The organism is Arboricoccus pini (assembly GCF_900187945.1).
In the GTDB taxonomy this organism is placed as follows: Bacteria; Pseudomonadota; Alphaproteobacteria; order Geminicoccales; family Geminicoccaceae; genus Arboricoccus; species Arboricoccus pini.
Genome location: NZ_FYEH01000003.1, coordinates 293,752 through 319,636, shown reverse-complemented (window position 1 = coordinate 319,636; position 25,885 = coordinate 293,752). Strand labels below are relative to the sequence as shown.

Genomic DNA, 25,885 nt, shown 5'->3' with positions numbered 1-25,885 from the left:
TAGTTATTCCAATCCGTATGACGGGGCGGCTTGGAAGTTCAAAGTAAGAGCCCGCGCAGTCGTCAGTAGAATCATCAAGAGAGCGTGACGTCCGAACAGAGCCTCGACGGCTTGACGATGCTAGATTGGCGGCCGCCTCGGCAGGCCTTTTCAGGGCTCTCCTCTCTTTTGTTTCCCAGTAACATAGGATCCAGGCCATGCAGGCATCCGACGTGCAGACCCATCCGGACTATCCGGTTCCCGAGACGATGAAGGCATGGGTTTTAGGCGACCCTGGCGAGCTTCGGCTGATCGATAAGGTTGTGCCGACGCCAAAGAAGGCCGAGGTCCTGGTCCGGATCGATGCCGTCGCCATCTGCGCGACCGATCTCGAGATCATCGCGCATGGGCCGCCGGCAATGATTCAGGGCGGTGATCCCTTCAACAAGAACTTCACGCCGGGCCATGAATATATGGGCACCGTCGTGGCGCTTGGGCCGGGTGTGGACGAATACAATATTGGCGACCGCGTTACGGTCGAAATTCATGCGGGCTGCGGTCAGTGCAAGCGCTGTCGCCAGGGCATGTACACATCCTGCCATAATTACGGCAAGAATTACGGCAAAGTCGACAAGGGCCATCGGGCCAACGGGTTCACGACCGATGGCGGATTCTGCGAATATCAGGTCAATAACGTCAACACGCTGATTCATATCGCCGACAGCATGTCGGATGAAGAGGCAACGCTCGTCGTTACCGCCGGCACGTCCATGTATGGCCTGACCGAACTGGGCGGCCTCATCGCCGGCGACAGCGTGGTCGTTTCCGGCCCCGGTCCGATCGGCCTTTTGGGTGCCGCCGTGGCCAAGGCCCTAGGAGCCCAGCCCGTCATCCTGACCGGTACGCGTGACAATCGGTTGGAAATGGGCAAGCGCCTTGGCGCCGATTATGTGATCAATGTGCGTAACGAAGATCCGGTCGAGGCGGTCAGAAAGCTGACCGGCGGCAAGGGTGTCGACTTCGTCGTCGAATGTTCGGGCGCGCCCAATGCCGTGAACGAAGCGGCCAAGATGCTCAATCGTGGCGGCAAGATCTGCCTGGCCGCTTTCCCAAGCGATCAGGCGCCGATCGATATCGCCTACCTCGTGCGAAACAATATCTACCTCTATGGCATCCGCGGCGAGGGCAAGTCTGCGACGCATCGCGCCGAGGCCTTCATGCGGCAAAAGCGTTTCGATGCGACGGTCATCCACACCCACACCTTCGACATGGAGGATCTGCCCGAGGCGCTTCGCTACGCCAAGGACCGCGTCGAGGACGCGATCAAGGTCGTCGTGAGGAACAAGCATAAGGCAGCTTTGGCCCAGGCCGCCGAATAAGCCCGGTCCCGGCCTATAGATATTCGGCCTGTCCAGGCCGACGCGCCCGGGGACCACGACGGTCGCTCGGGCGCATTCATCTTCCCGTGGTGACTATTGCTTCCCGATCTTACTTGAGAAGGACCTTTTTCCAATGAGCTTTGCCTATTCCGAGGGCAACCCCGTCGAGGACACGTCCAAGCTTCACAAGCCGCCCTTCGACGTCGCGCGACTGGACGAGCTCATGGAAGAGGCAGGCCTGGACGCGCTCCTGGTCACTTCCAAGCACAGCATCCAGTATCTCCTGGGTGGCTACCGCTTCTTTTTTTACGACAACATGGATGCGCACGGGCTGAGCCGCTATCTGCCTTTTTTCGTTTACGTAAAGGGACGCCCGCTCGATTCGGGTTATGTCGGCGCGCCCTGGGAGCGCTATTCAAAGCAGCTCGGCCAGTTCTGGGTCTCGAACCTGAATTTCAAGAATTTCGCCAGCACGGGCTATGCGGCGGCGGCGGCGGCCATGCTGAAGGACGTCGGCGGCGGCAAGGGACGGGTCGGCATCGAGGTCGGCTTCATGCCGGTCGACGCCTTCCGGGTGTTGGAAGAGCAGTTGCCCGACGCCAAGCTGGTCGATGGCACCTTCACGCTTGAGATCTTGCGCGCACGCAAGACGCCAGCGGAGCTCACGCTCTTGCGCGAGGCTTCCGAGCGGGTGGTCGATTCGATGCTGGCCGTGATCGCGAACAATGGCCCTGGCGTCACCAAGGCGGCGCTCTTCGAGGCGCTAAAACAGGAAGAGACCGCCCGCGGTCTCAAGTTCGATTACGCTCTGACCAATATGGGGGTCGCGTTCAACCGGGCGCCCTATGATCAGGTCTGGCAGGAGGGCGAGACCTTGGCGCTCGATTCGGGTGGCTGCTACCACGGCTATATCGGCGATGTGACGCGCATGGCCTATGCGGGCGAACCCGACGCCGAGCTGATCGATCTTTTGGGTCAGGTCGAGACGGTACAGCAGGCAGCGCGCAAGAATCTTCGGCCCGGGACACGTGGCGGCGACATCTTCGACCATGTCAGCGAGGCGCTGCGGACCTGCTCGGCCAGCAACAAGATGTTCTTCTCCGCGCACGGGATGGGCATCGTCTCGCATGAGGCACCCTGGCTGATGAACACCGCGATGCCGACCTATGAGGCCTATCACCGCGAACGACCGCTTGAGGAAGGCATGGTGGTCTCGCTCGAGACCGAGCTTCACCATACTGAACGCGGCTTCATCAAACTTGAGGATACCGTTGCCATCACGGCCGACGGATGCGAGGGATTTGGCGACCACGGTCGGGGCTGGAATATTGCCGGCGGCTGAGGGCGGCGAAGAAAATCGCAACTAAGTCAGGGCAAGTGATGACGTCCGCCTACCAATATAGCGCGCATCTTGGCTATCTTTTTTCCGAACGGCCCTTCGCCGAGCGGTTCGCGGCAGCGCGCGCGCATGGTTTCGTCGCCATGGAGCATCCCTCGCCCTACGCCACGCCGGCGGAGGTCGTTCGCGGGTGGTTGGCCGATACCGGCCTGACCTATACGCAGTTCGGCCTCCATTCGGGCGACGCGACGAAAGGCGAGAAAGGCATTGCCATCTTCGCTGATCGGCGGGCGGAATTCAGGGCCAGCGTGGCGACTGGCCTCGCCTATGCCGAGACCGTCGGGGCGCGCATGATCCATGCGATGGCGGGCGTTCTGCCCGCCGCCCAGCGCGATCACGCGCACTGGGACTGCTATATCGAGAATCTCGCTTATGCCGCGCGCGAGGCCGAAAAGCGCGGCATCGCCATTCTGGTCGAGGCGATGAGTGCCGGCGCGGTGCCGGATTATTTCATCGAGACGCCCGATCAGGGAGCGGAGGCGATCGCCGCCACGGGCGAGGCCAATCTCGGGCTCCTGCTCGATATCTTCCACACGGTCGCCACGGGGCTGGACATCGAGACGACGATCTCAAAGCACGCGGCCTTGATCCGCCATGTCCACATCGCCGACTATCCCGGCCGCCACGAGCCCGGTACCGGCACGCTCGATTTCGCGGCCGTGGCCGGCTGGCTGAATAAAGCGGGCTATCAGGGCCTGCTCGGCTGTGAATACGTGCCGGCAGGGCAGACCGATGCCGGGCTAGGCTGGCTTGCCCGCAGTCTGAAGGCCGCCTGAGAACAGCCTCAGTCGGGTCCGACGTCGTGCAGCGGCGCTGCGCCGGACCCGTGCTCTGCCTAGGTGAAGCAGCCAGCCGGCATGCGCGCCGAGAGGTTCCCGGCACAGCGGGTCACCGCCTGGACGATATGCTGACGATAAGTCTCGCTGGCCCGCCGCCGGCCGATGGTGATGCCGATCGAGCCGACGATCGCACCTGAGGCATCGCGGATCGGCGCGCTCAGGCCCACGAGTTCATCGCGAAATTCGCCATCCTCGAGCGCAAAGCCGGAGCGCCGTACCAGCCGCAGTTCCTCGGCCAGGGCGGGCAGGGACGTGATCGTCTGTGCTGTGAAGCCCGGCAAGCCGTTATCGGCAACGACGCGCGCAAGCTCCCCTTCGGGCAGCCAGGCGAGAATGGCCTTGCCCATGGCCAGCGCATGCGCTGCGCGCGGATTGACGGTGCCATAGGCATCAGCTTCCGAGCGTAGCGGCGAGGCGATGCAAAGCTGGGTGATCAGGCTGGACCCTCGCAGTACCGCCAGCAGCACTGATTCGCGGGTGTCCTCGTTCAACTTTTGCAGGCTCGGCCGGGCGAATTCGACGAGGTTGAAATCACGCGTCGAACGCAGCCACAGATTCTCGATACGGGGGCTCAAGCTGTAGCCCTGGTTGCGACCAGCATTGATCACGTAGCCGCGCAAAACGAGCGTCTTGATGAGGTGATGGCAGGTCGAGAGGTTGAGGTCGGCTGCCGTCGATATCTCGTTCAGTTTCAGCGGATTACTGCTGAGCGACAGAATTTCTATGATCGACAAGGCACGATCGACCGACTGAACGCCTTTACCGCATTCTTCTTTGTTTTTTGAACGATTAATTTCTTCGTAGCGTTGTTTGCGCTGGTCGGCGTCTTCATTAACGGATCGTTCAGCTACAACTTGCATGTTCTTCTCCACTCCCTGTTTCGAAAGGTATGGAGGTGAGGCGAGCGGGTCAATTGCGACACCGTCGCCGAGGCCTTTTCCGACATTATAAAATCGGTATTTCATATAATGAAATAACTGGTCGAGCTCGAGGGATATAGCGCGCTAAAGGGACTGCCGCCGCCGGCCATTTCAAATCATGAAAGGTCTTGTGCTTGCATTGACTTGCGGCTCGGGGCGGCCGTTTAGTCGCGCCGGCTTAGACGAGAAGCTCGGGCAAATGGCCAAGAAAATTTGAAAGAGGGAGAACCCATGCCGCAAGCTTTGCACGTGATGAGCACGCTCGCGGTCGAGGTCGCCTTCAAGCGTGCGATCCTGCCCAGCTGGAGCGCGAGACAAGGCCCCGTCAACCTCGACTGGGCGCCGACCACGGTCCTTTTGGATAATATCCTCAAAGGCGCGCGTGCCGACGTCGTCATCCTGATCGACGATCCCATGGCACGCCTTGCGGCCGATGGGATCGTCGATCAGGAGAGCATCACGCCGATCGCCCAGGCCAAATTCGGTCTGGCCGTCAAGGAGGGCGCACCCAAGCCGGATATCAGCGACGCCGAAAAGTTCGTCGCGGCGATCAAGGCAGCCAGGAGCGTCGCTTATTCACTCACAGGTGCGAGCGGGCTCTATTTCGCCAAGCTGATCGAACAATTGGGGATCGAAGAGCAGGTACTGCCCCGTGCGACCCGGATCCCCAAGGGCTTCACCGCCGAGAAGTTGCTGACCGGCGAAGCTGATCTTGCCGTGCAGCAGGTAAGCGAACTCATGGCCGTCGACGGGGTCGACATTGTGGGTCCCTTTCCCGAACCCTTGCAGCAGCCTACAAATTTTTCGGTCGCGATCTTCAAGGAGGCCAGCGATCGAGGCTTGGCGAATGCCTTCCTCGACCACCTGACCTCCAAAGAGGCGCACGAGGCCTATAACACGTTCGGCCTTGCCTCACGCATCGCGACCTTCAAAATCTGAAAGAACATCGCCCCATGGCTAAAGCCGCACCCCGAATCGTCCTTCTGCACGCGACACCCGTGGCGATGGAGCCGGTCATTACCGCCATGGCACGACTCTGGCCCGAGGCGGAGGCGGTAAATCTCCTGGATGACGGCCTGACACTCGACCGGGCCAAGGAAGGGAACGAGCTCTCGGAGGGCCTGATCGAGCGATTCGTCGATTTCGGCCGCTACGCCCAGCGGATCGGCGCCGACGGCGTGCTTGTGACCTGCTCGGCCTTCGGACCGGCGATCGACCGGATGGCGGAGGAACTGACCATCCCGGTGGTCAAGCCAAACGAGGCCATGTTTCGCGCCGCCCTCGCGTCGGGTCAGCGGATCGGCATGCTTGCGACCTTCGCGCCATCGGTACCGACCATGGAGGCGGAGTTTCGTGAATTCGCCCGCGAAGAGGGCTTGACCAGCAGTCTTGAGACGTTCGTCGTGCCCGACGCCATTGATCTGCTTCGCGCCGGTGACGCGGCCACGCATAATCGCCTGGTCGGCGACGCGGCCCCACGCCTTGGCGACAGTGACGCGATCATGCTGGCGCATTTCTCGACGTCGCGCGCGGCTGAGGCGGTGCGCGCCAAGGTGGCGATTCCCGTCTTCACGGCACCGGACGCCGCCGTGCAGCGCCTGCAGACCCTTTTGAAGGATTGAGCCGCGTGTTCCTTGGAGTCATCGCCGACGATTTCACCGGTGCGAGCGACATCGCCAACACCATCGCCAAGGGACTGCCTGGCCAGGCCGCGCTCGCAACCTCGCAATATATGGGCATCCCGGACAAGCCCGCCCGGCCGGAGGTCGAGGCCGGCGTGATCTCGCTCAAGTCCCGCACGATTCCGCCCGCGGAGGCGGTAAGCCAGTCGCTGGCGGCGCTCGATTGGCTAAAGGCGCAAGGCTGCACCCAGTTCGTCTTCAAATATTGCTCGACCTTCGATTCGACCAAGGAGGGTAATATCGGCCCGGTCGCCGAGGCCCTGGCCGAACGGCTGGGCGTCAAGGGCGTCGTGGTCTGCCCGGTCTTCCCCACCGCCGGCAGGACGCTTTACCAAGGTCATCTCTTCGTCAAGGATCGCCTCTTGAGCGAGTCCGGCATGCAGCATCATCCGCTGACGCCGATGACCGATCCGGACATTCGCCGCTGGCTCGGCTATCAGAGCAAGAGCCCGGTGGGCTTGGTCGCCTTGCCGACGGTGCGTCAAGGCAGTGCGGCCGTGCGCGCAGCGCTCCTCGCCGCCGCGCATGAGGGACAGACCCTCGTCGTCGTCGACGCCGTGCTCGACGAGGATCTCCTTACCATCGGCACAGCCTGCGCCGAGGCGGCCCTGGTGACCGGTGGCTCCGGCATCGCTCTGGGGCTTGCCGCCAATTTCGTCGCGCAAGGGGCGGCCAAGGGCAAGTCCGCGGGCTTTACAGGCAAAGCGGGCCCGGAGGCGATCCTGGCGGGAAGTTGCTCGGGTGCCACCTGGGAGCAGATCCAGGTTCACAGCAAAGATCATCCGGTTTTGGCCATCGACGTCGAGAAGGCCCTGCTCGGCACGACGAGTGCTGGCGACCTTGCGGATTTTCTTACCGCGAACCGAGGCAAGGAGCCGCTCGTCTATTCTTCCGGCACGCCGGAACGCGTGGTCGCGACGCAGGCCAAGTATGGCCGCGAGCGCGTGGCCGCCGCCCTGGACGAGTTGTTCGCGCAAACGGCTCGGGAGCTGGTGGGACGAGGGGTGAAGCGGCTGGTGGTGGCCGGCGGCGAGACCTCGGGGGCGGTGGCCCAGGCCCTCGATCTGGGCGATCTTCTGGTCGGACCCGAGGTCGATCCGGGCGTGCCGGTCCTCCTAAGCCGCGACAAGGACCTCGTCATCGCCCTCAAATCGGGCAATTTCGGCGGCCCCGATTTCTTCGCCAAGGCGCTGCGTACGATGGGAGGGGCATGACAATGAGCGAGGAGGCACGGCTTCGCGACGATATCTGCCGGTGGGGGTCGATTCTCTACCAGCGCCAACTTGCGCATGGCAGTGCCGGTAATCTCTCCATGCGCCTGCGCGATGGCACCTTCCTCGTCACGCCGACCAATAGCTGTCTGGGCTTCCTCAAGCCCGAGCAGATCTCGAAGGTCTCGGCGGCAGGCGAACTGCTCGACGGCGACCCGCCCTCGAAGGAATCCTTCTTTCATCTGGCCATGTACGAGAAACGGCCGAAGGCCGGGGCGATCGTCCACCTTCACTCGACCTATGCGGTGGCCGTCTCCTGTCTTTGTCACGCCAGTCCTGAAAATGTCCTTCCGCCGCTTACCGCCTATCACGTGATGCGCGTCGGCAAGCTGCCGCTCGTGGACTATTACCGGCCGGGCGACAAGGCGTTGGCAGCGGCGGTGGGCCTTCGCGCGCAGGATCATCGCTCGATGCTCCTTGCCAATCACGGCCCCATCGTGTCCGCCGAATCGCTCGACCAGGCGGTCTTTGCCTATGAGGAACTGGAGGAGACTGCCAAGCTCTTCTTCATCCTGGGCGAGCGCAAGACCCGGCCCTTGAATGCGGCCGCCATCGCAGAGATCGACGCCGCCTTCCCAAGCTGATCCGAGGGCAGCTCTTCATCATCTCTAGCCACGTGTCCAGCATTGCGGAGTTTTCCGCCTCTTGGCGCGTGAGCGGCGTTTCGATGACGCGCGAGGAAGCCTTGATCAGAAGGGCGGAGAGAGGCGGGGGCGGCTAGCGGCCCAGACTGCGCCGATGATCAGGTCGTCGACGTCAGCGCTCGCCCGAGGTCCAATCTGCTTTGCTTGTTCGTATTTTCCCGCCCGGCAAAAAAGGTTGCGCAAAGCCGATCGAAGGGCAAAACCCGCAGGGTCGAGCAGCCCGCGAAACTCTAGACCACGATTGCGTCGGTCGCCGGCCGGATTTTCGCCGGCCCTTCCCGGGCAAGCCCATGAGGGGGAATGCCTTGATGCAGAACCAATGCGTTGCGCGGCGTTCTGGCCATTGGAATTCCGGCCCGCCGAAACCGAGCGCATGCGGTCGCCGCAATGCGGTCTTCTCGGGGGGGCGAGAGGGACGCCGATCCTGGAGCTCCACCTGGCGATCGGCGAGCCCGGCTGAGGACTTCGCCCGGCATACCTTCCTCTTTTGCCGAGCTAGCCTCGCTACTCAGCATGGTGGATCGGTCCGAGCGTTGACGCCGGCCACCGGCTGCCCCGAAGGCGTGCCCGTCAAGATGCCGGGAGGGCAAGGGTGCCGGTTGGCGGCATCGTTCTAGTTGGTGCCGACGGCAATCAGCGTCAGGACACTGCCAATCGCCGCCAGGACGCCGGCGAGAGCTATGGCCAGGCGGCGCAAGACCGGGTGAACCGACCGCTCAGGAGCATAGCGACGCGGATCGGAGAGCCAGGAGCGGACTGCCGTGTCAGCGGAGCCGACCAGGCCGCTCACGCGCTCCGCAGCGCTTCGGTCAGGTCGTGGCTTCAGCACGTCCTGGGGCTCAACGAGCGTCACCGCTTCGGCCGACTGCTGCCGGGCGAGGCCCCTCGATGGCGAACGCACGATGGTGATGAGGTTGCGGCGCGCCTGCATCGTGCTGCCATCCCTATGTCATTATGGTCGATATCGCCCGAACGAGCGCCGTGGTCGCCTAGTATTTATTATGCTCCGAGCCCTGTATTCCAGCTCGGTTTGGCTATTTGGTACCATGGTACGTAAAAAATTGGATCGCCTGTCGCAAATGTGTCCTGTCGGGGCGTGACTGTCAGCCGATACACTGTGCCGCAACATGCGATTCCAACCGTTCGAAGATGCCTCGGATGACCATCCTTGTCACGAAGAGGGGAGGGCGCGCGCCTCCGCCTCGGCCCGTCCGCGCGCCTCCATGCTGGCCATGGATTTCTGCAGTTTCTCGAAGGCGCGGACCTCGATCTGCCGAACGCGTTCACGGCTGATGCCATATTGCGAGGACAGGTCCTCGAGCGTGGTGGGCTCGTCCTTCAGCCGCCGTTCCGTCAAAATATGGCGTTCGCGCTCGTTCAGCGCTTTCATCGCCTCGTCCAGCATGCCGCGCCGATGCGAGAGCTCGTCTTCCTCGGCCAGCACCTGTTCCTGGCTGGAACTGTCGTCAACCAGCCAGTCCTGCCATTCGGTCTCGCTATCCGACCGCAGCATGGCATTCAAGGAGTGATCCGGCCCCTCAAGGCGCCGGTTCATGTCGATGACGTCCTGCTCGGTTACTTCGAGCGTCGTGGCGATCTCGCGAACGACGTCGGGCGAAAGATCGCCCTCCTCGATCTGCTGCATCTGGCTTTTGAGCCGGCGCAGATTGAAGAACAATTTCTTCTGCGCGGCCGTCGTGCCCATTTTCACGAGCGACCAGGAATGCAGTATATATTCCTGAATGGCGGCGCGGATCCACCACATGGCATAGGTCGCGAGTCGGAAGCCGCGCTCGGGATCGAAACGCTTGACCGCCTGCATCAGGCCAACATTCCCTTCCGAGATGATCTCGTTCATGGGAAGTCCATAGCCACGATAGCCCATGGCGATCTTGGCTACGAGCCGCAGATGCGAGGTTACGAGCTGATGGGCGGCATCGACGTCCGCATGCTCACGCCAACTTTTGGCAAGCATGTATTCCTGTTCCGCCTCCAGCATGGGAAAGCGGCGAATCTCGTCGAGATAGCGGGAAAGCCCGCTGCCCTCAGCCGGTATGATTGGAAGACCAGCCATGTCCCCCTTTTTGGACTTCTGCCAGTATGGTTGAACCAGGGACGTTTTGGATATTTGGTCGACCCTGAAAGCAACCCCGGGTCGATACAGCAAGCTCCAGAGAGATACTTACGCGAAAACCCGGCGTTCGCCTAGGTGCGCAGCGCTGTCATCATTTCTGCGAAGAGCGGCGGCGGGTCGCGGCGGAAATGCAGGTACTGGCCGCTTACTGGATGCACGAAGCCGAGATCGCGGGCATGAAGTGCCAGCCGGTCCAGCGAGGCGATCTTTTCTCGCGCCGGGCCGGGCGGAAGCGGCCGATGGCGACCGGTATAGACGCGATCACCCAGAATCGGATGGCCAAGGCTGGTCAGATGGACGCGGATCTGGTGTGTGCGGCCGGTCATGAGCTTGAGCTCCACGCGGCTGGCTGCGACGCCGGCTGCCTCTATCAGGCGGTAATCGGTCACCGCCCGCTTGCCATTGCCCGTGATGGTCATCTTCAGCCTGTCCCGTGGATCACGACCGATCGGCCGGTCAATGCGATCGGCGGCTAGCGCCGGGACGCCCCAGATGATGGCCTCGTAATAGCGATCGATCGAATGGACGGTGAATTGGGCGGACAGGGCGACATGGGCCCGGTCATGCTTGGCGACAACGATGACCCCGCTCACGTCCCGGTCGAGGCGATGGACGATGCCCGGCCGCTTAACGCCGCCGATGCCCGACAGGCTGGCGCCGCAATGGGCCAGGAGCGCATTCACCATCGTGCCGCTCGCATGTCCGGGGGCCGGGTGCATGACGATGCCGGCGGGCTTGACCAGGACGATCAGGTGCTCGTCCTCGAAGAGGATGTCGAGCGGGATTGCCTCCGGTAGCGGGGTCGCGTCGACCGGCGGCGGCATGCTGACCTCGATCGTGTCGTCCTGTTTGACCCTGTGGGACGGCTCGGTTATCACGCGGCCCGAGACGCGCACGTGGCCTTCGCGAACCAGAGCCTGCAGGCGGGACCGGGAATGGCCAGCCACGCGACGGGCAAGGCAGACGTCCAGGCGTGTGTCCGCATCATCGGCTGCTACGACAAAGCTCTCGTCGCCGTCAAAGGCGGCGTTCGGCAACATCAAAGGATCCACTCCTTGGACCGTTTTTTGGGTCTCATTAAGGTTTTCATCGTCGTAGCCGGCCTTTGCCTGGTGCTGGGGACGGGCGCGTTGGTCTGGAAGCTGTTCAATCGCGGCGGTGACCCTTCGGTCACCACCACGACGGCCGCCGTCGAGACCACGCAACCCGTGGCGGGTGCCTCGGAACCGGCGCCAGCAGGGTCATCCGACACCGAGGTCCACGCTGCGATGCCGGTGCCGAAAGGTGCCGTCGTGATCGACATGCGCATGCAGGGCAATCGCGCCCTGCTCCTTCTGCGGACGCCGGACGGCGATGATTATCTCTCGCTGATCGACCCTGCAACCGGGCGTCGTTACAGCCTGATCCGTATGCAGCAAGAGGACGGCTCGATGGGACAACTCGCCACGCCGCTCCGCCAATCGCCTTGAAGGGCGGCCGCGGCAAGCGCGGCCGGGCCGCCGCGGCGACGCGGGAGGCAACGCTCACGATCGAGCGCCTGGGCACAGGTGGCGACGGCATCGCGCATCTGGAAGGCCGGCCGGTTTTTGTGCCCTTCACCCTGCCGGGCGAGACCTGGCGCGTCGTCCTGCAGGAAGGCGGCGCGTGGCGCGGGCGGCCACTGGAGCGACTGGGCGAGCCAGTCGCTCGCGCTGAACCATCCTGTCCGCATTTCACGCGCTGCGGCGGTTGTCTCCTCCAGCATCTCCCAGATCCGCTCTACGACGAATTCAAGCGCCAGCGCGTGATCGAGCCCCTTCGTCAGGCGCGCATCGATCATTCCGTGCCAGCCCTTCTGGCCCGCTCGCCACAAGCCAGTCGCCGGCGCGTTCGCCTTGCCTATGCGCGGCGCGGCGGCAGGCTCCTCCTCGGCTACAGGGCCCTACGCTCGCACGATATTGTCCCGATCGCGACCTGCCCGATCTCCCTTCCAGTCATCCAGGATCTGTTGCCGCCGCTAACCGGCCTGCTGACCTCGCTCGGCGGCGAGATCCGGGAGGGTGAGGTTGTCGTAACTGCGACTCACACCGGCCTTGATGTGCGATTGGGCGGCGTCGAGGCTCGAAGTCTTGAGCAGCGCGAGCGGTTGGCGGCATTTGCCGATACCTGGGATCTCGCCCGCCTGACAGTGGCCTCCGAACGAGGTGCTGCGGAAGCGATCGTCACCCGGCGGCCACCCGTCCTGCGCTTCGGGACGACTTTGGTGACACTGCCGCTCGCGAGCTTCCTCCAGGCAACCGAAGCTGGCGAGGCAGCGCTGCAAGCCGCCGTCGCCGACTGGCTACCCGATCGAACGCGGGTCGTCGACCTCTATGCCGGACTGGGCACGTTGACCCTGCCGATCGCGACGCGCTGCGAGCGGCTGGATCTGGTCGAGGGCGATGCCGACGCCAGCGCTGCCTGTGCCAGGGCGATTGCCGCCTATCCCCGCCTGCAGGCCCGCTGTCGCGATCTCGAGGCGGACCCTCTCGAGGCAGCCGAGTTGGCCCCCTTCGACGCGGCCGTCCTCGATCCACCCCGGTCAGGCGCGGCAAGGCAGGTCGAGCGCCTAGCAAAAGCCTCGCTGGATCGGATCGTCTATGTCTCCTGCCACCCTGGGAGTTTCGCGCGCGACGCGCAGCACTTGCAGGCCGCGGGATTCGAACTCGTGGCCTTGCGACCGGTGGACCAGTTCCTTTTTGCTCCCGAGGTCGAACTGGCCGCGCTCTTCCTGCGCGGCCAGGCAAAGGCCAAGTTGAACGCTTGATCTCCGCCACCGATGCGGCTATCAGAGCCGCGCACCGTCGGCGCCCCTATCGTCTAGCGGTCTAGGACGCGGCCCTCTCAAGGCCGAAACACGGGTTCGATTCCCGTTAGGGGTACCACTCTACAGTGGACAGTCCGACGTTCGTTGCCTCGGACCGGCACCGGGCAAGAACGACGATTGCCGGCGTCTTATCCAGCGCGGTGCGCTTCCCTCTCGCGGTTCTCTCGAATATCGGCCTTTCGCCAGGGCCGCTGGGATCAGTGAATCCCATTTCGACCTGCGCGGACTGATCCGACTTGCGCCCGAAGTCGAGCGCTTGGTGCAGTGCTCGACTGATCTGCGGCTGGGTGTTCAGACGAGCTTTGTGGGTATGCTTGGCCGGTATAGTATCCCGTGCCGGCTAGCGGCAGGTGCTTTTCAAGGACAATCCATGACGTCGATTAGCGGTACCAGGGTAGAAGACCATCGCGTCGCCGCGCTGCTGGACGCACAGGCCAAGGCTGCCCGTCTCTTCGAGGAAATCGAGCGGACGTTGATCCGCCCGGGTGTCACCGAGAGCCAACTCAGTGAGGAGATCCACAAGCTGGCGCACAAACAGTTCGGCGTCGTCACCCACTGGCACAAGCGCATCGTTCGGGCCGGCGAAAACACGCTCCGACCTTACAAAGACGACCCGGCCGACTTGCTCATTGCCGCCGATGATATCCTGTTTGTCGATCTGGGACCGGTGTTCGAAGAATGGGAGGCGGATTTCGGGCGCACCTACGTCCTGGGCGACGACCCGATCAAGCTTCGCCTCCGCGACAATCTGGAGCCCGTCTTTCGGGCCGTGAAAGAGCATTTCCTGGCCAACCAAGACATCACCGGCGAAGGACTGTATCAAACAGCCTGCGCCTTTGCCGCGAAGGCTGGCTGGGAGTTCGGCGGCAGCATTGCCGGGCATCTGGTGGGAGAATTCCCCCACGAATACATTCCCAATGACCGCATCACATTCTTTATCGCACCCGGCAATGACCAGCCCATCGTCAGTGTCGATGCTCAAGGGCAGACCCGCCATTGGATCCTCGAGATCCATCTTGTCGACCGAACCCGGTCGATCGGCGGGTTTTATGAAGAGCTTTTGACGATCGGCTGAGCGGATCGCGATTTGGCCGACGGGATCCGCAAGCTGAAGCTCATCAGCCGAACGTGAAGGCATAGGCCTGCACGCCGGCATCGAGGAAGTGAATTTCAAATGTGTGATCCCTGACGGGACCGCTCTGACGGACCAGTTGATAGAGCCGCTGGTCGGTCACCACGCCTTCACCCTGGGCATCAACATCGGCGCCGTGGGCGGCGCCAGGCTTTTGCCCATCGATCGTGATTTGAAACCTGATAGGCCGTCCTTCAGGTGCCGGACCAAGGACTAGATGCAAGTCGCGCGCATGGAATTTGTAGACGATATCACCGCCCGCCTGATTGAGGGCAGCATACTCGCCGTTGATGGTCCAGTTACCGGCGAGGCCCCACTCGTTGAGCTGGAGATCGGCCGTTTTATAGACGTGCGGCGCGTCAGCGATCATATCGTTCTCTGAGGCGAAATTTTCCGCGCGCCGGTAGCCCACATAAGTTTCCGGCGACTTGACGTCGTCCATGTCTGCGGCCGCTTCGGCGCCCGAAGCGTTGACCTGGACAATTCCCGCCGGCACATCGCCCTTGCCGGTCTCGGCAATGAGTTGCTGGATGACTCGCTCGGAACGATCATAGTCACCCTCACCGAATTGCTGATGTCGAATGCGGCCTTGAGCGTCGATGAAATACTCTGCTGGCCAATATTCGTTGGCGAAGGCGCGCCAAATCGCATAATCGTTGTCGACGGCTACAGGAAAGTTGATCTTGAGGTCGTCAATTGCCTTCTTCACATTGTTGATGTCTCGTTCAAAGGCAAACTCGGGCGCGTGGACGCCTATTACGACGAGGCCCTGGCTCTTATACTTTTGGGCCCAAGCCCGGACATAAGGCAGCTCCCTCAAGCAATTGATGCACGAGTAGGTCCAGAAATCCACCAGGACAACCTTGCCCTTTAGTTCGTCTGTCGTCAGGGGCGGTGAGTTCAACCATTGGACCGCACCGGACAGAGCTGGCGAAGTGCCGATGACCGGCAAGTCGTCGAGTTGCTTTGTCGACGCACCTTGCGTCATCGCGGTGTCGCTCGTGCGGGCGGTATTGCCGTCGCCGACCGTTGGGGCCGAGGCCTGCGCCGGGAGAGGGGGGCGGATCCTGTCGAGCAACATCTGTTCGACCGACGTCGTGTTCGCCAGCGAGACCTGAGTGAGGAAGCTTGTATCGAGGCCTAAGGCGACGACGACCACGGCGGCTATGACGGCAGCACCCAGTCCCCGCCTTATCCACTCGCCGGCGCCGAGCATTCGTTTCATCGCCTTGAAGACACGGCCGCCGATGACAAGGGCCAGGGCCAGCGAGGTCGCTGCACCAGCGGCATAGGTCGCCAGCAGGAGCGAGGTCTCGACGCTGGCACCGTGGAGGGCTGCGCCCGTTAGGATCAGCCCCAGGATCGGCCCGGCACAGGGGGCCCAGAGCAAGCCCGTGGCAAGGCCAAGTCCCAGCGAAGGCAATAGCGGCGAGGCGCCACGATGCCTGTCCCCCGATTGGGACAGGCGCGAGCCCCAATCGACAAGAGGCCGTGTCAGCCACTCTGACAAAGCGGGGAAGATCAAAGTGACACCAAAGAGCGTCAACAAGATTAGGGCGAGTGTACGACCATACGCATTCGCCTGTATCACCCAGCCGCCTCCTACCGCAGCCAGCGTGGCCACCGCGGCGAAGGTCAATGCCATCCCGATCAGCATCGGCAGACCGCTGCTGACGAACGGCCGATCCGATCGCGCGAAGACGAAGGGCAGAACGGGTAGGATGCAGGGGCTAAGGATGGTCAAGACGCCGCCGAAATAGGCCAGCACGAAGAACAGCATGAGAGGAATTCCTCAAAAAATCAGGCGATTTCGGCTTTGAAGTTCATGGCTACACCGTTCATGCAATAGCGCAGGCCGGTGGGTTTGGGGCCGTCATCGAATACGTGGCCTAGATGTCCGCCGCAGCCGTGACAGCGAACGGCGGTGCGGTTCATGCCGAAGGAGTCGTCGGATTTTGTTTCCACAGCCTGCTCGAGCGGAGCCCAAAAGCTAGGCCAGCCAGTCCCGCTATCGAATTTGGTAGCCGAGGCGAAGAGGTCGCGTGCGCAGCCAGCGCAGGTGAAGACGCCAACCCTTCTTTCGTGGAGCAGCGAACTGGTGAAGGGCCGTTCGGTCGCGCTCTGACGTAGCACCGCATATTGTTCAGGGGTCAGCAAGCGGTGCCATTCCGCGTCGTCATGCGTAACCGGGAAGGTTTCACCGGCCTTTGCTGGCCGCATCGTCTTTCGCGCCTCGGCCGCGATTGCGGCGGCTGCAACAGCGCCCAGCGCCACGCGTCTGGTCATCATCATGTTCGTCTCCGACCGGCCGTTCATCGGCCATTCAGCCAGCCATGGCCTGACGACTATACGCTGAGCGTTGATCGGAGGTTACACAGGGGGGCGCACGATATTCGTACGCGACGGCAGCAGAGCGCCCGGCCCGCCTGCAAGATGGGCGCGCTGCCTTGTCCGCGCGTGGGGGAAGTGTCAGCCAGCCCGAGCCTTGTCAAAGCTGGCGGCATGCCTCCAGCCTGGCGTGAACGTCAGGGTTCATCCCTTGCCGTCCGACATGTCGGCGCCGGGAGGGGCGATGCTCCCCAGGCTCTCTTGTCACCCACAATTGGCGATAGAGGTCGCGTCATCGGCAATATCGGCGATGGCGGTGGTGCTCTCAAAACGTCCGGCACAGGGACTCGGGGATGAGGCTGAGCGGCAAATCGGGAGAGGCCAGGGCCGTCTTCCTTACCGGCTGGTGCGCCCGGCCTGTCCTGTTGATCGTGGCTGCCTTGGTGGCGATGCGGCGCAACGCCACCAGGCATCTTCCCGGTCAGTATTTAAGCTGGTTCGAGGGTCTTCTCGCGAGGCCAGAAGCGCAGCTCGCGGCAAAGCTCGACGAAGCTCTTGGCCTCTTTGGCGGCATCGAGCTTCACGCAGCCTTGATCGAGGTCGGCGGCGAGGCCTGCTTTCTCGAATAACGCCAAGGCCTGGGCCGAATAGGCGATGAACTTGCAGTGGGCAAAGGCATCCGTGACGAAATCCTTGGCTGGCGGGAGTTTGGCCAGCAGCGCCGCTCCCTCCTTCGACGTCAGCACCGCGACGGCGTCATAAAGCACCGACGGGCCGCCATCGATCTTTTGCTTGGCCTCGATCCAGCTGCCATCGCTGGCCTTCACACCGCCAATATTGGGGGCCACGATCTCGATCAATGCGCCTTCGGACTCGATCGCCTTCTTGAGGCCCGTCAGCAGGCCGGCGTCCACGCCGTCGGTCACGAGGATGCCGAGCTTGCGGCCCTTGAAGCTCTTGGGGCCGTTCAGCAGGATCGAGAGCTTCGGTGATGCCTTCAGATCCATCTTCGTCGGCCGCTTGGCGGATGCGGGCTTGGGCATGTCCTTGAGCCGCAGTTCCGTTGCGACCTTCTTGGCCAGTCCTTCGTCGACATTGAGTAGATGCGCCACCATCCGTGAGCGGATGGCCAAGGTCTCCACCTTCGAGAGCTCGAAGATAAATGCCTTGGCGATGTGGTTTTGTTCGACCTCCGTCTGCGACAGATAGAACTGCCGGGCCTGGCTGTAATGGTCGGCGAAGGTCTCCGAGCGGACCCGCGCTTTTCCACCGCTCTCCTCGGCAGGAAAGCTGCGAAAGCCCCGCTCGGGCGACTCGCGCGGGCCGCCAATGTCGGCGCCCCAGGAATTCGGCTCGTAATTGGCGCGCCCCTTGCGGCTCTGCATCGCCATATGGCCGTCTTGCTGAAAATGCCGCACAGGGCAACGCGGTGCGTTCACCGGGATGTGGGTGAAGTTCGGGCTGCCCAGGCGCTTTAATTGCGTATCCAGATAAGAAAAATTTCGCCCCTGCAGCAAGGGATCATTGGAAAAATCAATGCCTGGCACGATGTTGCCAGTCTGAAAGGCAACCTGCTCGGTTTCCAAGAAGAAATTGTCGACGCAGCGATCGAGCGTCATCTTGCCGACGATCCGGATCGGCACTTCCTCTTCCGGGATGAATTTGGTAGCATCCAGGATATCGAAATCGAACCGCTCCGCGAACGCGTCGTCGAAGAGTTGCATGCCGAGCTCCCACTCGGGAAAATCGCCCATCTGGATGGCGTCCCAGAGATCACGGCGATGGAAATCCGGGTCCGCGCCATTGAGCTTGAGGGCCTCGTTCCAGACCACCGACTGAAGGCCCAAAGCCGGCTTCCAGTGGAACTTGACGAAGGTCGACTTGCCGGCAGCGTTGACCAGCCTGAAGGTGTGAACGCCAAATCCCTCCATGAAGCGCAACGAGCGCGGGATCGTCCGATCGGACATGATCCAAAGTGCCATGTGCATGGATTCGGGCGAGAGAGAGATGAAGTCCCAGAAATTGTCGTGGGCGGTCTGCGCCTGCGGGAAGTCGCGGTCGGGTGCGGCCTTGGCGGCATGAATGAGATCTGGAAACTTGATCGCATCCTGGATGAAGAAGACCGGGATATTATTGCCGACAAGATCCCAGTTGCCCTCTTTCGTATAAAAGCGGCAGGCAAAGCCCCTCACATCCCGGGCGAGATCGGGCGAGCCTTTATTGCCGGCCACGGTCGAGAAACGAACGAACATCTCCGTCTTCTCGCCGGCCCGCTGGAAGATATCGGCCGCCGTGATATCGGCTAGCGACTCATAGGTTTCAAAAAAGCCGTGGGCGCCAAAGCCACGCGCGTGCACCACCCGCTCTGGAATGCGCTCATGGTCGAAGTGGAAGATTTTCTCGCGAAAATGCTGGTCCTCCAGAAGGGTGGGACCGCGTGAGCCAGCCTTGAGCGAGTTCTGGTCGTCGCTGACCGGCGTTCCACCTTGCGTCGTCAGCGTCTCGACATCGCCGCCAGCTATCTGATGGACTTCTCCACCCTGGCCGGTGTTCAAAGCCAGGTCATCCACCTGAACAGATTCGAATTTTTTAGTCATTGGCATATCCAGTTCTCGCGAGCCAAGCTCGCAATCGGTGCTTTTCGAACGGCATCCAGGTAGGAAAGCCGGGTTATACGAGGTCGCGGGCTCGGCCCCCGAAGGTCGCGCAAAGGCTGGCGCTAAACGCGCCGATCAACATCGAGATGAAGGTCCAAACGGATATGGCGGCCGCCGTGACACGCGCTTTGTCCGCAGCAGCCCGGGTGCTCTCCGCGACCTTGTCGGCCGCCGCCTTTGCCTGGCCGACGACTTGGTCGACACGTTGTTCAGCGTCTGCTTGACTAAGTCCGGTCTGCGCCGCGATTATCCGAGCCACATAGGTGCGATCGTCAGGGCTCATCTGACCATTCATCAAACTAGTGGTAACGATCTGCCCGATCTCGGCACGCGCCTGCCCGCTATCGGCCGTGTTCGTGGCGTGGTCGGCGCGGAACATGGTGTCCACATAATAGGATATCGGCGTGCTCCCGGACACGCCCTGGGCAGCCTGGCCGCCGGCCTGGACCGCGGCGCTACCGATGCCGGTGACAGCGCTTGCGCCCGTTTGCGCGACGCCACCTACAAGGCTCGATATCGTCGAGGTAAGGATGGCCGCGCTGATCACCGCACCGACCGCCCAGGATAAAAAGCCGTGTGCGGTGTCGCGGAAATAGACTTCACCGCCATGGAGGCCGCTCCATCGGGTTCGCAGCCGTCCTGCCAGATAGCCACCGAAGCCCGAAGACGCCACCTGGACGACAATGAGCCAGATTATCGCGCCGATCCCGAACGTGGAGGCGGCGATGCCGGTGCCGGACCAAGGCGATACCGACAACAGACCCAGGCCAGCGCCCCCGGCAAGAAGGATCATGGCCAACGATGCCGATGCAAAGGCACCTCCTAGGACGGCTGCCCACGAAATCGCGGAGGCTGTGCTTTCGTCGGCCTCGAGAGCCGCCGCATGCCCGATGGAATTCATCGCAGTTTCTACCTCATCGCATATTTTTCTATTATACTAAACTAGTGAAAGAATAAAACTAATAATATGATAATCGGTATTGGTATGCCGATCAGCCATAATATTATCGCTGGCATAGTTATTCATTCCCTGAGTTTAAAAGATGATCGCGTCTTATGCGAAATAATGGTGAAATTAATCGGCATTCCCAATCGTAGTTAAAGTCGGCATTCGATCGTTCAGGAAGTCCTGACTGTAACTGCGCGAGATGTGGCCCACACCCGGCCGTCTAAGCCGACGAGGAGGAGGCGATGCGAAGGGGTTCCTGGCGCGCGTCGCGGTCGCGATCATCGCAGGGACCCAGACGACGTGGCCGCTTTGGGAGAACCATGTTCGTCCGCATCTCCTGTCAGGGTCCACGCTATCGCTGAAAAGACCACTCATCCTGACCTGGACATTCATCGAGAAGCTGTCCCAGTCTTCGAGTGTGACGTTCGTCTGGCCCATACACAAAATCGATATCATGCGATGTCTTTACGTGTAGAATGCCCAGTCGGCTGGTCAGCTTGTCGAAGAGATAAACTGATCATCTCTCTTATTTCCTCGACCTTGGATGTCTGGTTGGTCTTGCGAAAGCTTGAATGAGCATGCGCGTGGCCTCTCAACTCGCGAGCTGTCGCCACGTTGCGTCGCGCTGGCCGATTATTCGGCTCTCAGGTCGATCACGACGTCAAATCCGCGTGAACGCCAGACGAGTGTTGCCAGGTTTATAATAGCCGAGGTCGATGACTTGGGCCGGGAAGCAATCTTTGAGTTAGCGACGCCCATCAAAGCTCTTCAGATGCCTCTAGCGCCTAGAAATAAAGCGCGCACTAGCGGCGGTGATCTGGGCATGGCCGTGTCGCCGCGTCGATTCGGCGCCATCATCGCCCTTGCTTCGGCATTGATCGACGGGCCGCACAGGCGGCGAGATCGAGGACATTGCATCGTCGTCCTTCGCTTCGCGGGACCCGGTGGATCGAAGGCAGCGCTAGAGGCTACTTCGCCTTCCGGTCGGTGTCCCAGGACGATAGCTTCCCTAAAGCACGCCGGCTCGCGGTATTCGTTGCGAGTTCGAATGCTGACGGCGCCACCTTCCCACTGCCGAGTTCGTCCCAAATATGGCGGAAATGCCGTGCCCGATATCCACCGCTGATGCGGAACGAGCTGCCTTGTTTATTCGGTGCGATCGCACTGCGGTATGACGTCCGGCGAGTTTCCTCGCCGTGCACGGCCGTTTCGCCTGTGAGCGATGGTCCGTGGGCGGTGCAGACGATAACTGAGCCTTAAGATCAGTCTGCGATGATCGATCCAGGTCGCGGTGTATAAAGGCGACCGAGCAATCCCTTGGATTAAGGCGGCGCCGATTGATCGGCGTCGCCTATTGCCGCCTTGGATCCTCCCCGTCGCGATGTGATCGGACGCCAATATTATATCGGACGTCGCTATTAAGGAGAGGCACGTGGACGGCGATGATTCTCACCTCAGTCTGGGCCAGCCCACTAATTGGCGGCAGATCTGGTTGGCGGTGGCCCTGCTTTTCATGTCCTCGTTGCCGGCCTTTGCCGAAACCCAGGATCATGGCCGTCTGCCGGCCTTGGCGGAAGCCGCCCGCAGCCAAGCGGATCAATGCTGGCGTAAATATCGCTTCCCGGCCGATAGCGGCAAGGTCGATCCTTTCCGGGTCATCGCCGTCCTGGATGAGGGCGGTCTGGTTCGCTCCTCGATGCTTCTCGACGTCGATGCCCGCCGCGGCGGCGCTCCAGCGCAACAACTTGTCGATAATGCGCTGGCTTCCCTCAAAACCTGCCGATTCGCCCTGCCGCGTGACCTATATGATCTCTGGAAGACGATGACCTTCACTTTCGACCCGGCTCTATCCTAAATCCACTGCCCGACGCGCCCCATGAACCACATATCGTGCTGAGGCCCAGCACGGCTACTCGAGCATGGCTTGTCCAGCGCCCAGTCCGTCAACCCGGTCGGTCTGGGGGATGCTCAACATCCTGAATGCAGAACTTGTCCTCTCGATGCCCGGCGGCAGTCCGACTTCGCGTGGGCGGAGATCAGGGCCTGGCGCCGTCGGCGTAGAGGCGAGTGCGACCGCACTTCATCGGTGGACTTAGGCAGGCTCGGTCAAACGCTAACCGGTCGCGGGCGCGCTTGCCGGATTGCTCAAAAACTCCAGCACGTGGAAGTCACGTCTTCGTTGCTGTGGGATATGTCGACAATCTCGAAAGTCCCGGAGGTCACGGCCTCTGCGGCTTCCAGTGTCGGCAGCCGCACGCCGTCCGTCGGGTGAGGGGGCCAAGCACTCGCCCTGATACCAGCATCACTCACGAATCTGTTATCCCCGACCAACATTAAGACGTGGGTAACATCGTCGATGATGCGTCCGACTCGCGGCTTCGCCCGATTTCAGGGCCACTACCGCGGCAAAGGCATTTAGCGCGCCGTGGCTGAGCTGTAAGGTGGGCCGCTCCCGCCGCGTCAGCCGCGCGGTCGTCACACCAAGTCGATGTCGGCGAACGCAACGAGATCAGGAACATCGATCGCAAAAGGCTATTTGAGTTTTAGACGATTGATCCTGATGTCACTCGGTCGAATTGCGAATGCGTCTGATCGAGATGAAAAAGCTGGATGCCGCCCGCGCGACCGTTATTTGCCCGCCCGAGAGAGTCGTTATTCGCAATCCCGATCAGGCGGCGCCGGCGCGGGAGACGACGACCGCCCGAGCTCGTTCAGCAACCCTTGGTTCCGCATCGCGGACGCTGCGCGCCGGGGCGGACCCTGATCAAGCGGGTCTTCGTGAGCGCACCGCGACGACTTGGCGGCCGGCTGCTCCGCTGCGAGAAGTATAAGGTCCCGGCCTGGGAGCTTTTCAGTAGCCGACTTTGGCTTTGGGACGGTCGAGCCCGACCTCGGCTATCACGCGAGCCGCCTCGCTGGCGATGAAGCTGGCATCGGAGAGAATGGTCGCAAGGTTGAAGCCCTTGTCGAGCTGAGCTCGGGCGAAATCGCTCGAGCCGCAATGCACGCAGGCCCAGATGCCGGCTTTCTTGGCAGCCGCGAGGATCCTGTCGATCGCGGCGACCACACGAGGATTGGTCGGGCTCATGTGAGGCACTTCGCGCAGGGAGATCGCGAGGTCCGAGGGGCCGATATAGATCCCGTCAAGTCCGGGCGTGGCGGCAATCGCCTCGACATTCTCCAGCGCCTCTGCGGTCTCGATCATGGCAAGTGCCAAGGTGGTGTCGTTGGCGTTCGTCCAGTCGTCGCCGGCGTAGAGCGAGGACCGGACGGGCCCAAAGCTGCGCTGGCCTACCGGGACGTATTTTGCATAGCTGACCAGCCTCGCGGCTTCCTCGGCAGTATTCACCATCGGGCAGATGATGCCATAAGCGCCGGCGTCCAGCGCTTTCATGATGGGGCCGGGCTCCAGCCAGGGCACGCGCACCAGCGGGACGGTTGCGGTCGTGGAAATCGCCTGCAGCATGCCGACGGCGGCCTGGTAGTCGACCACCCCGTGCTGCAGATCGATCGTCACGCTATCAAAGCCCGCATGGGCCATGATCTCGGCTGCGAATGAAGAGGGGATGGCGCACCATCCGTTGATCGTCCCGCGCCCTTCGCGCCAGGCCTTAAGCAACAGATTCTCACGCATGATAGCCTTCCATCACCATCTCCGGCCTTGTTCTAGCGGCTGGCCAGTGAGCGGACGTTAGGAGCGGGGGCAATGACTGGCAAGCCTTGGCCGACCGCACGACCAGGGGGGGATGCCGGCCGATCCTCGCGCGAGATCTCCCGAACCAGCTTTGCCAAAATAGCTGTGCGGAAGTCCTGAAACGTCTCTGCCGGCACGATGAAGGCGCCGGGACCACCGATAACGTTCTCCGTATAATAGCGATCGAGCCGCATCTCGTTCGGCGTGGGCATGGCCCAAGGCTGCGGCCGATCGTTCATGATGGGCACGCCGTTGATGACGATTCCCGCCGCTATCGCGCGATCACGTGCCGATTCCGCGCTTGGCCCGCGATTGTTTGATCCGTCACCTGAGATGTCGATGACATGCCGCGGCGCGCTCAGGCCATTGCCGTCGAAAAGCAGGCGGCAGAAATCCACCGCGACGCCGATCGACGTCCACATCCCGCGCGCGCGTGGGAGCGCCGCCAACCGGCTCGCAAGCCCCTGCGCCGCCTCAGCGCCATCCAGGATCGTCCAACCCAGGACCTGCTCCTGTTGATCCGGACCGGACCATTCCACATAAGTGACGGCGATGCGGCCGAGCTCATTGGAAGCAATCGCCTCGATGACAGAGGGATCGCTCAGCGCCGCCACGTAGCCGTCCCGCTGCTGTTTCGATTCCTCGTCGTCGACGCTTCCGGAAATGTCGACAGCCAGGACGAGCTCGAGGTCGACGGCTTCTTCCGCATGCGCCGGGCAGGCCAGGAATAGAGGGGCTAGGCAGGCGATCGACAGACGCATCCAGCAATCCTTCCAGACGAGATGGCCCAATTGGAAGATTGCCAGATCCTGCCCCGAGGCCAAGCGCTTTTCGCAAGCTTCAGCTTCAACGCTCGTTCAGGGAGCGGCTGCCATCGAGCGACCAAGTGGTCTGTCCCCGGCTCACGGTCGCCCTGACATGATAGAGTCCCGGGGGCCATCCCTGGGTGGGCGCCTTCCTGCCACCGGAACGGCTCAAGCGCGGCGAATCGTCATCAACTTGAAAGTCGAGAGTGGCGACCTTGCCGCCGTCCGGGCCGGCGATCTCAAGGGCGATGCGATCGCCGGTCGCCAAGCCGTAAGCCAGCAGATAAGCGACCAGCGGCCGATCCGGGGCAAGGCTTTCATTCATTGCATCGCCCGCGACGATCTCACCATGCGCCGGTACATGATCGGCAAGGCCCACGCTGACGATGGGGACGCCCACATAGGCCAGCTGCGATCGTAGGGACGGTTGCCAGAGTGGGTGGCCCTCGGTGCCGCAGGCGGCGTTCATAGGCGTGTCGTTGAAGGGATCAATCGACTGGCCATCGTGGCGGAGTGAGAGGTGGACATGTGGAAAATTGGCCTCGCCGCTCATCCCAACGAGGCCCAGGCGCTGGCCAGCCAAAACATTCTCGCCCGGGCTAACGGCAAGGCTGCCCGGATGAAGGTGACAATATTGTGTCTGCCAGCCATCAGCATGGCTGATCAGAACCCCATTGCCGCAATTCCGGTCTTTGAAATCGAAGGCAAGATTCCCGTCCGCCGGCTGATCGGGCATGCCATCGCGCACCGCTTTCACCACACCGGCCGCCACGGCCTGCACGGCCACGCCCTCGAGCATGGCGCGTGCATCGCGCAGGCCGAAATCCGTGCCGTCATGGCCATTCGAGCCGAGACGGCCGCAAGCATAATCGGCAAAGCCGTCGTCGGGTGCATGGTCGGCGTAGCGAATGACCCAGCAGTCCAGCCCAGGCTTGCAAGCAATCGGCAGGCCCAACTCGAAGCTCCCGGCCGCCAATGATGTGGCCAGAAGAAGGATCGATGCCACCAAGCCCACTCGCGCCAATGCCCAACTCATCTGGCCCCCAGCCCTAAAGCGCTTGTGTGAGAAGGGCTCGTCATGATTTTATTCCGCCTTCGCCCAGCGATTGCAAAAGTCCGACAGGACTATGTCGTAGCTTATACGGCCCTCGAAGGCTGGTTGCTAAACCCCGCTCCCCTGAAGACAGGTGAGCGGACCGAACATGCCTAGCTGGCACGGGATGGCGC

At 62.1% G+C, this 25,885-nt stretch carries 23 protein-coding genes and 1 tRNA gene; 12 read left to right on the top strand and 12 right to left on the bottom strand.

The window, feature by feature from the left end; translation table 11 throughout:
* Window positions 1-197 precede the first annotated feature (197 nt).
* From CFB17_RS06310 to CFB17_RS06300, 3 genes are all read left to right on the top strand, one after another.
* Window positions 198-1,358 carry a zinc-dependent alcohol dehydrogenase gene (locus CFB17_RS06310; RefSeq protein ID WP_088560541.1) on the top strand — a complete coding sequence of 387 codons (1,161 nt, stop codon included), beginning with the start codon at window positions 198-200 and terminating at the stop codon, window positions 1,356-1,358.
* Window positions 1,359-1,491: 133 nt separating this feature from the next.
* Window positions 1,492-2,700 (top strand): M24 family metallopeptidase, encoded by a 1,209-nt coding sequence (locus tag CFB17_RS06305; RefSeq protein WP_088560540.1) that lies wholly within the window; start codon window positions 1,492-1,494, stop codon window positions 2,698-2,700.
* 38 nt (window positions 2,701-2,738) lie between these two features.
* Entirely contained in the window at window positions 2,739-3,533 is a 795-nt protein-coding gene (locus CFB17_RS06300; RefSeq protein WP_165769455.1) for a hydroxypyruvate isomerase family protein, read from the top strand.
* Between the two features lie 59 nt (window positions 3,534-3,592).
* Here CFB17_RS06300 and CFB17_RS06295 read toward each other — a convergent pair whose 3' ends face one another.
* Window positions 3,593-4,456, bottom strand: coding sequence for an IclR family transcriptional regulator (locus tag CFB17_RS06295; protein WP_279311710.1), 864 nt, complete (start codon window positions 4,454-4,456; stop codon window positions 3,593-3,595).
* A gap of 291 nt (window positions 4,457-4,747) precedes the next feature.
* On the opposite strand from CFB17_RS06295, the gene CFB17_RS06290 reads away from it, so the two are divergent.
* From CFB17_RS06290 to otnC, 4 genes are read left to right on the top strand one after another with little or no spacing between them, the layout of a single operon-like run.
* Window positions 4,748-5,455: a molybdate ABC transporter substrate-binding protein gene (locus CFB17_RS06290; protein WP_243389760.1), complete on the top strand. Its 708-nt coding sequence runs from the start codon at window positions 4,748-4,750 to the stop codon at window positions 5,453-5,455.
* A 14-nt stretch (window positions 5,456-5,469) separates the two neighbouring features.
* The gene (locus tag CFB17_RS06285) at window positions 5,470-6,138 is read left to right on the top strand and encodes an aspartate/glutamate racemase family protein (RefSeq protein WP_088560537.1); all 669 of its coding nucleotides are present in this window, start codon (window positions 5,470-5,472) and stop codon (window positions 6,136-6,138) included.
* Window positions 6,139-6,143: 5 nt separating this feature from the next.
* Window positions 6,144-7,412, top strand: a complete 1,269-nt coding sequence (gene otnK / locus CFB17_RS06280) for a 3-oxo-tetronate kinase (protein WP_088560536.1) — start codon at window positions 6,144-6,146, stop codon at window positions 7,410-7,412.
* Between the two features lie 2 nt (window positions 7,413-7,414).
* The gene (otnC, locus tag CFB17_RS06275) at window positions 7,415-8,053 is read left to right on the top strand and encodes a 3-oxo-tetronate 4-phosphate decarboxylase (protein ID WP_088560535.1); all 639 of its coding nucleotides are present in this window, start codon (window positions 7,415-7,417) and stop codon (window positions 8,051-8,053) included.
* Window positions 8,054-8,726: 673 nt separating this feature from the next.
* Here the strand turns inward: otnC and CFB17_RS06270 are convergent.
* The 3 genes from CFB17_RS06270 to CFB17_RS06260 all read right to left on the bottom strand — a co-directional run bounded on the left by CFB17_RS06270 (window position 8,727) and on the right by CFB17_RS06260 (window position 11,287).
* A complete protein-coding gene (locus CFB17_RS06270) occupies window positions 8,727-9,044 on the bottom strand; it encodes a hypothetical protein (protein WP_088560534.1) in 318 nt (105 codons plus the stop codon).
* 240 nt (window positions 9,045-9,284) lie between these two features.
* Window positions 9,285-10,187: an RNA polymerase sigma factor RpoH gene (gene rpoH, locus CFB17_RS06265; RefSeq protein ID WP_207761950.1), complete on the bottom strand. Its 903-nt coding sequence runs from the start codon at window positions 10,185-10,187 to the stop codon at window positions 9,285-9,287.
* Between the two features lie 131 nt (window positions 10,188-10,318).
* The gene (locus tag CFB17_RS06260; protein ID WP_133063855.1) at window positions 10,319-11,287 is read right to left on the bottom strand and encodes an RluA family pseudouridine synthase; all 969 of its coding nucleotides are present in this window, start codon (window positions 11,285-11,287) and stop codon (window positions 10,319-10,321) included.
* A gap of 15 nt (window positions 11,288-11,302) precedes the next feature.
* Between CFB17_RS06260 and CFB17_RS06255 the strand changes: the two genes are divergently transcribed.
* From CFB17_RS06255 to CFB17_RS06240, 4 genes are all read left to right on the top strand, one after another.
* Window positions 11,303-11,716 carry a hypothetical protein gene (locus tag CFB17_RS06255; RefSeq protein WP_088560532.1) on the top strand — a complete coding sequence of 138 codons (414 nt, stop codon included), beginning with the start codon at window positions 11,303-11,305 and terminating at the stop codon, window positions 11,714-11,716.
* Entirely contained in the window at window positions 11,713-13,032 is a 1,320-nt protein-coding gene (locus tag CFB17_RS06250; protein WP_088560531.1) for a class I SAM-dependent RNA methyltransferase, read from the top strand. The genes CFB17_RS06255 and CFB17_RS06250 overlap by 4 nt, the downstream gene beginning before the upstream one ends.
* Before the next feature lie 42 nt (window positions 13,033-13,074).
* Window positions 13,075-13,150, top strand: a tRNA-Glu gene (locus CFB17_RS06245).
* A gap of 312 nt (window positions 13,151-13,462) precedes the next feature.
* Complete coding sequence (locus CFB17_RS06240) at window positions 13,463-14,167, top strand: M24 family metallopeptidase (protein WP_088560530.1); 705 nt, start codon at window positions 13,463-13,465, stop codon at window positions 14,165-14,167.
* A 43-nt stretch (window positions 14,168-14,210) separates the two neighbouring features.
* On the opposite strand, the gene CFB17_RS06235 is transcribed toward CFB17_RS06240, so the two are convergent.
* The 5 genes from CFB17_RS06235 to CFB17_RS06220 form a co-directional block, all read right to left on the bottom strand.
* Window positions 14,211-16,004, bottom strand: a complete 1,794-nt coding sequence (locus tag CFB17_RS06235; RefSeq protein ID WP_088560529.1) for a cytochrome c biogenesis protein DipZ — start codon at window positions 16,002-16,004, stop codon at window positions 14,211-14,213.
* 20 nt (window positions 16,005-16,024) lie between these two features.
* Window positions 16,025-16,513 carry a peptide-methionine (R)-S-oxide reductase MsrB gene (gene msrB, locus CFB17_RS06230; protein WP_088560601.1) on the bottom strand — a complete coding sequence of 163 codons (489 nt, stop codon included), beginning with the start codon at window positions 16,511-16,513 and terminating at the stop codon, window positions 16,025-16,027.
* A 364-nt stretch (window positions 16,514-16,877) separates the two neighbouring features.
* Entirely contained in the window at window positions 16,878-17,018 is a 141-nt protein-coding gene (locus CFB17_RS19130; RefSeq protein WP_165769453.1) for a hypothetical protein, read from the bottom strand.
* Between the two features lie 22 nt (window positions 17,019-17,040).
* Window positions 17,041-19,149: a catalase gene (locus CFB17_RS06225; RefSeq protein ID WP_088560528.1), complete on the bottom strand. Its 2,109-nt coding sequence runs from the start codon at window positions 19,147-19,149 to the stop codon at window positions 17,041-17,043.
* A gap of 73 nt (window positions 19,150-19,222) precedes the next feature.
* Entirely contained in the window at window positions 19,223-20,110 is an 888-nt protein-coding gene (locus CFB17_RS06220) for a hypothetical protein (RefSeq protein ID WP_088560527.1), read from the bottom strand.
* A gap of 1,480 nt (window positions 20,111-21,590) precedes the next feature.
* On the opposite strand from CFB17_RS06220, the gene CFB17_RS06210 reads away from it, so the two are divergent.
* Window positions 21,591-22,013 (top strand): hypothetical protein, encoded by a 423-nt coding sequence (locus tag CFB17_RS06210; RefSeq protein ID WP_088560525.1) that lies wholly within the window; start codon window positions 21,591-21,593, stop codon window positions 22,011-22,013.
* A gap of 996 nt (window positions 22,014-23,009) precedes the next feature.
* Here CFB17_RS06210 and CFB17_RS06205 read toward each other — a convergent pair.
* From CFB17_RS06205 to CFB17_RS06195, 3 genes are all read right to left on the bottom strand, one after another.
* On the bottom strand, window positions 23,010-23,792 hold the full coding sequence (locus CFB17_RS06205; RefSeq protein WP_088560524.1) for an HpcH/HpaI aldolase family protein: 783 nt from the start codon (window positions 23,790-23,792) through the stop codon (window positions 23,010-23,012).
* Between the two features lie 32 nt (window positions 23,793-23,824).
* Window positions 23,825-24,613: a DUF1194 domain-containing protein gene (locus tag CFB17_RS06200; RefSeq protein ID WP_088560600.1), complete on the bottom strand. Its 789-nt coding sequence runs from the start codon at window positions 24,611-24,613 to the stop codon at window positions 23,825-23,827.
* Between the two features lie 85 nt (window positions 24,614-24,698).
* A complete protein-coding gene (locus CFB17_RS06195) occupies window positions 24,699-25,694 on the bottom strand; it encodes a M23 family metallopeptidase (RefSeq protein ID WP_088560523.1) in 996 nt (331 codons plus the stop codon).
* Window positions 25,695-25,885 lie beyond the last annotated feature (191 nt).

Coding starts and splice junctions, on each gene's coding strand:
- CFB17_RS06310 (WP_088560541.1), top strand. CDS start 198: ATGCAGGCATCCGACGTGCAGACCCATCCGGACTATCCGGTTCCCGAG.
- CFB17_RS06305 (WP_088560540.1), top strand. CDS start 1,492: ATGAGCTTTGCCTATTCCGAGGGCAACCCCGTCGAGGACACGTCCAAG.
- CFB17_RS06300 (WP_165769455.1), top strand. CDS start 2,739: ATGACGTCCGCCTACCAATATAGCGCGCATCTTGGCTATCTTTTTTCC.
- CFB17_RS06295 (WP_279311710.1), bottom strand. CDS start 4,456: ATGCAAGTTGTAGCTGAACGATCCGTTAATGAAGACGCCGACCAGCGC.
- CFB17_RS06290 (WP_243389760.1), top strand. CDS start 4,748: ATGCCGCAAGCTTTGCACGTGATGAGCACGCTCGCGGTCGAGGTCGCC.
- CFB17_RS06285 (WP_088560537.1), top strand. CDS start 5,470: ATGGCTAAAGCCGCACCCCGAATCGTCCTTCTGCACGCGACACCCGTG.
- otnC (WP_088560535.1), top strand. CDS start 7,415: ATGAGCGAGGAGGCACGGCTTCGCGACGATATCTGCCGGTGGGGGTCG.
- CFB17_RS06270 (WP_088560534.1), bottom strand. CDS start 9,044: ATGCAGGCGCGCCGCAACCTCATCACCATCGTGCGTTCGCCATCGAGG.
- rpoH (WP_207761950.1), bottom strand. CDS start 10,187: ATGGCTGGTCTTCCAATCATACCGGCTGAGGGCAGCGGGCTTTCCCGC.
- CFB17_RS06260 (WP_133063855.1), bottom strand. CDS start 11,287: ATGTTGCCGAACGCCGCCTTTGACGGCGACGAGAGCTTTGTCGTAGCA.
- CFB17_RS06240 (WP_088560530.1), top strand. CDS start 13,463: ATGACGTCGATTAGCGGTACCAGGGTAGAAGACCATCGCGTCGCCGCG.
- CFB17_RS06235 (WP_088560529.1), bottom strand. CDS start 16,004: ATGCTGTTCTTCGTGCTGGCCTATTTCGGCGGCGTCTTGACCATCCTT.
- msrB (WP_088560601.1), bottom strand. CDS start 16,513: ATGATGACCAGACGCGTGGCGCTGGGCGCTGTTGCAGCCGCCGCAATC.
- CFB17_RS06225 (WP_088560528.1), bottom strand. CDS start 19,149: ATGACTAAAAAATTCGAATCTGTTCAGGTGGATGACCTGGCTTTGAAC.
- CFB17_RS06220 (WP_088560527.1), bottom strand. CDS start 20,110: ATGAATTCCATCGGGCATGCGGCGGCTCTCGAGGCCGACGAAAGCACA.
- CFB17_RS06205 (WP_088560524.1), bottom strand. CDS start 23,792: ATGCGTGAGAATCTGTTGCTTAAGGCCTGGCGCGAAGGGCGCGGGACG.
- CFB17_RS06200 (WP_088560600.1), bottom strand. CDS start 24,613: ATGCGTCTGTCGATCGCCTGCCTAGCCCCTCTATTCCTGGCCTGCCCG.
- CFB17_RS06195 (WP_088560523.1), bottom strand. CDS start 25,694: ATGAGTTGGGCATTGGCGCGAGTGGGCTTGGTGGCATCGATCCTTCTT.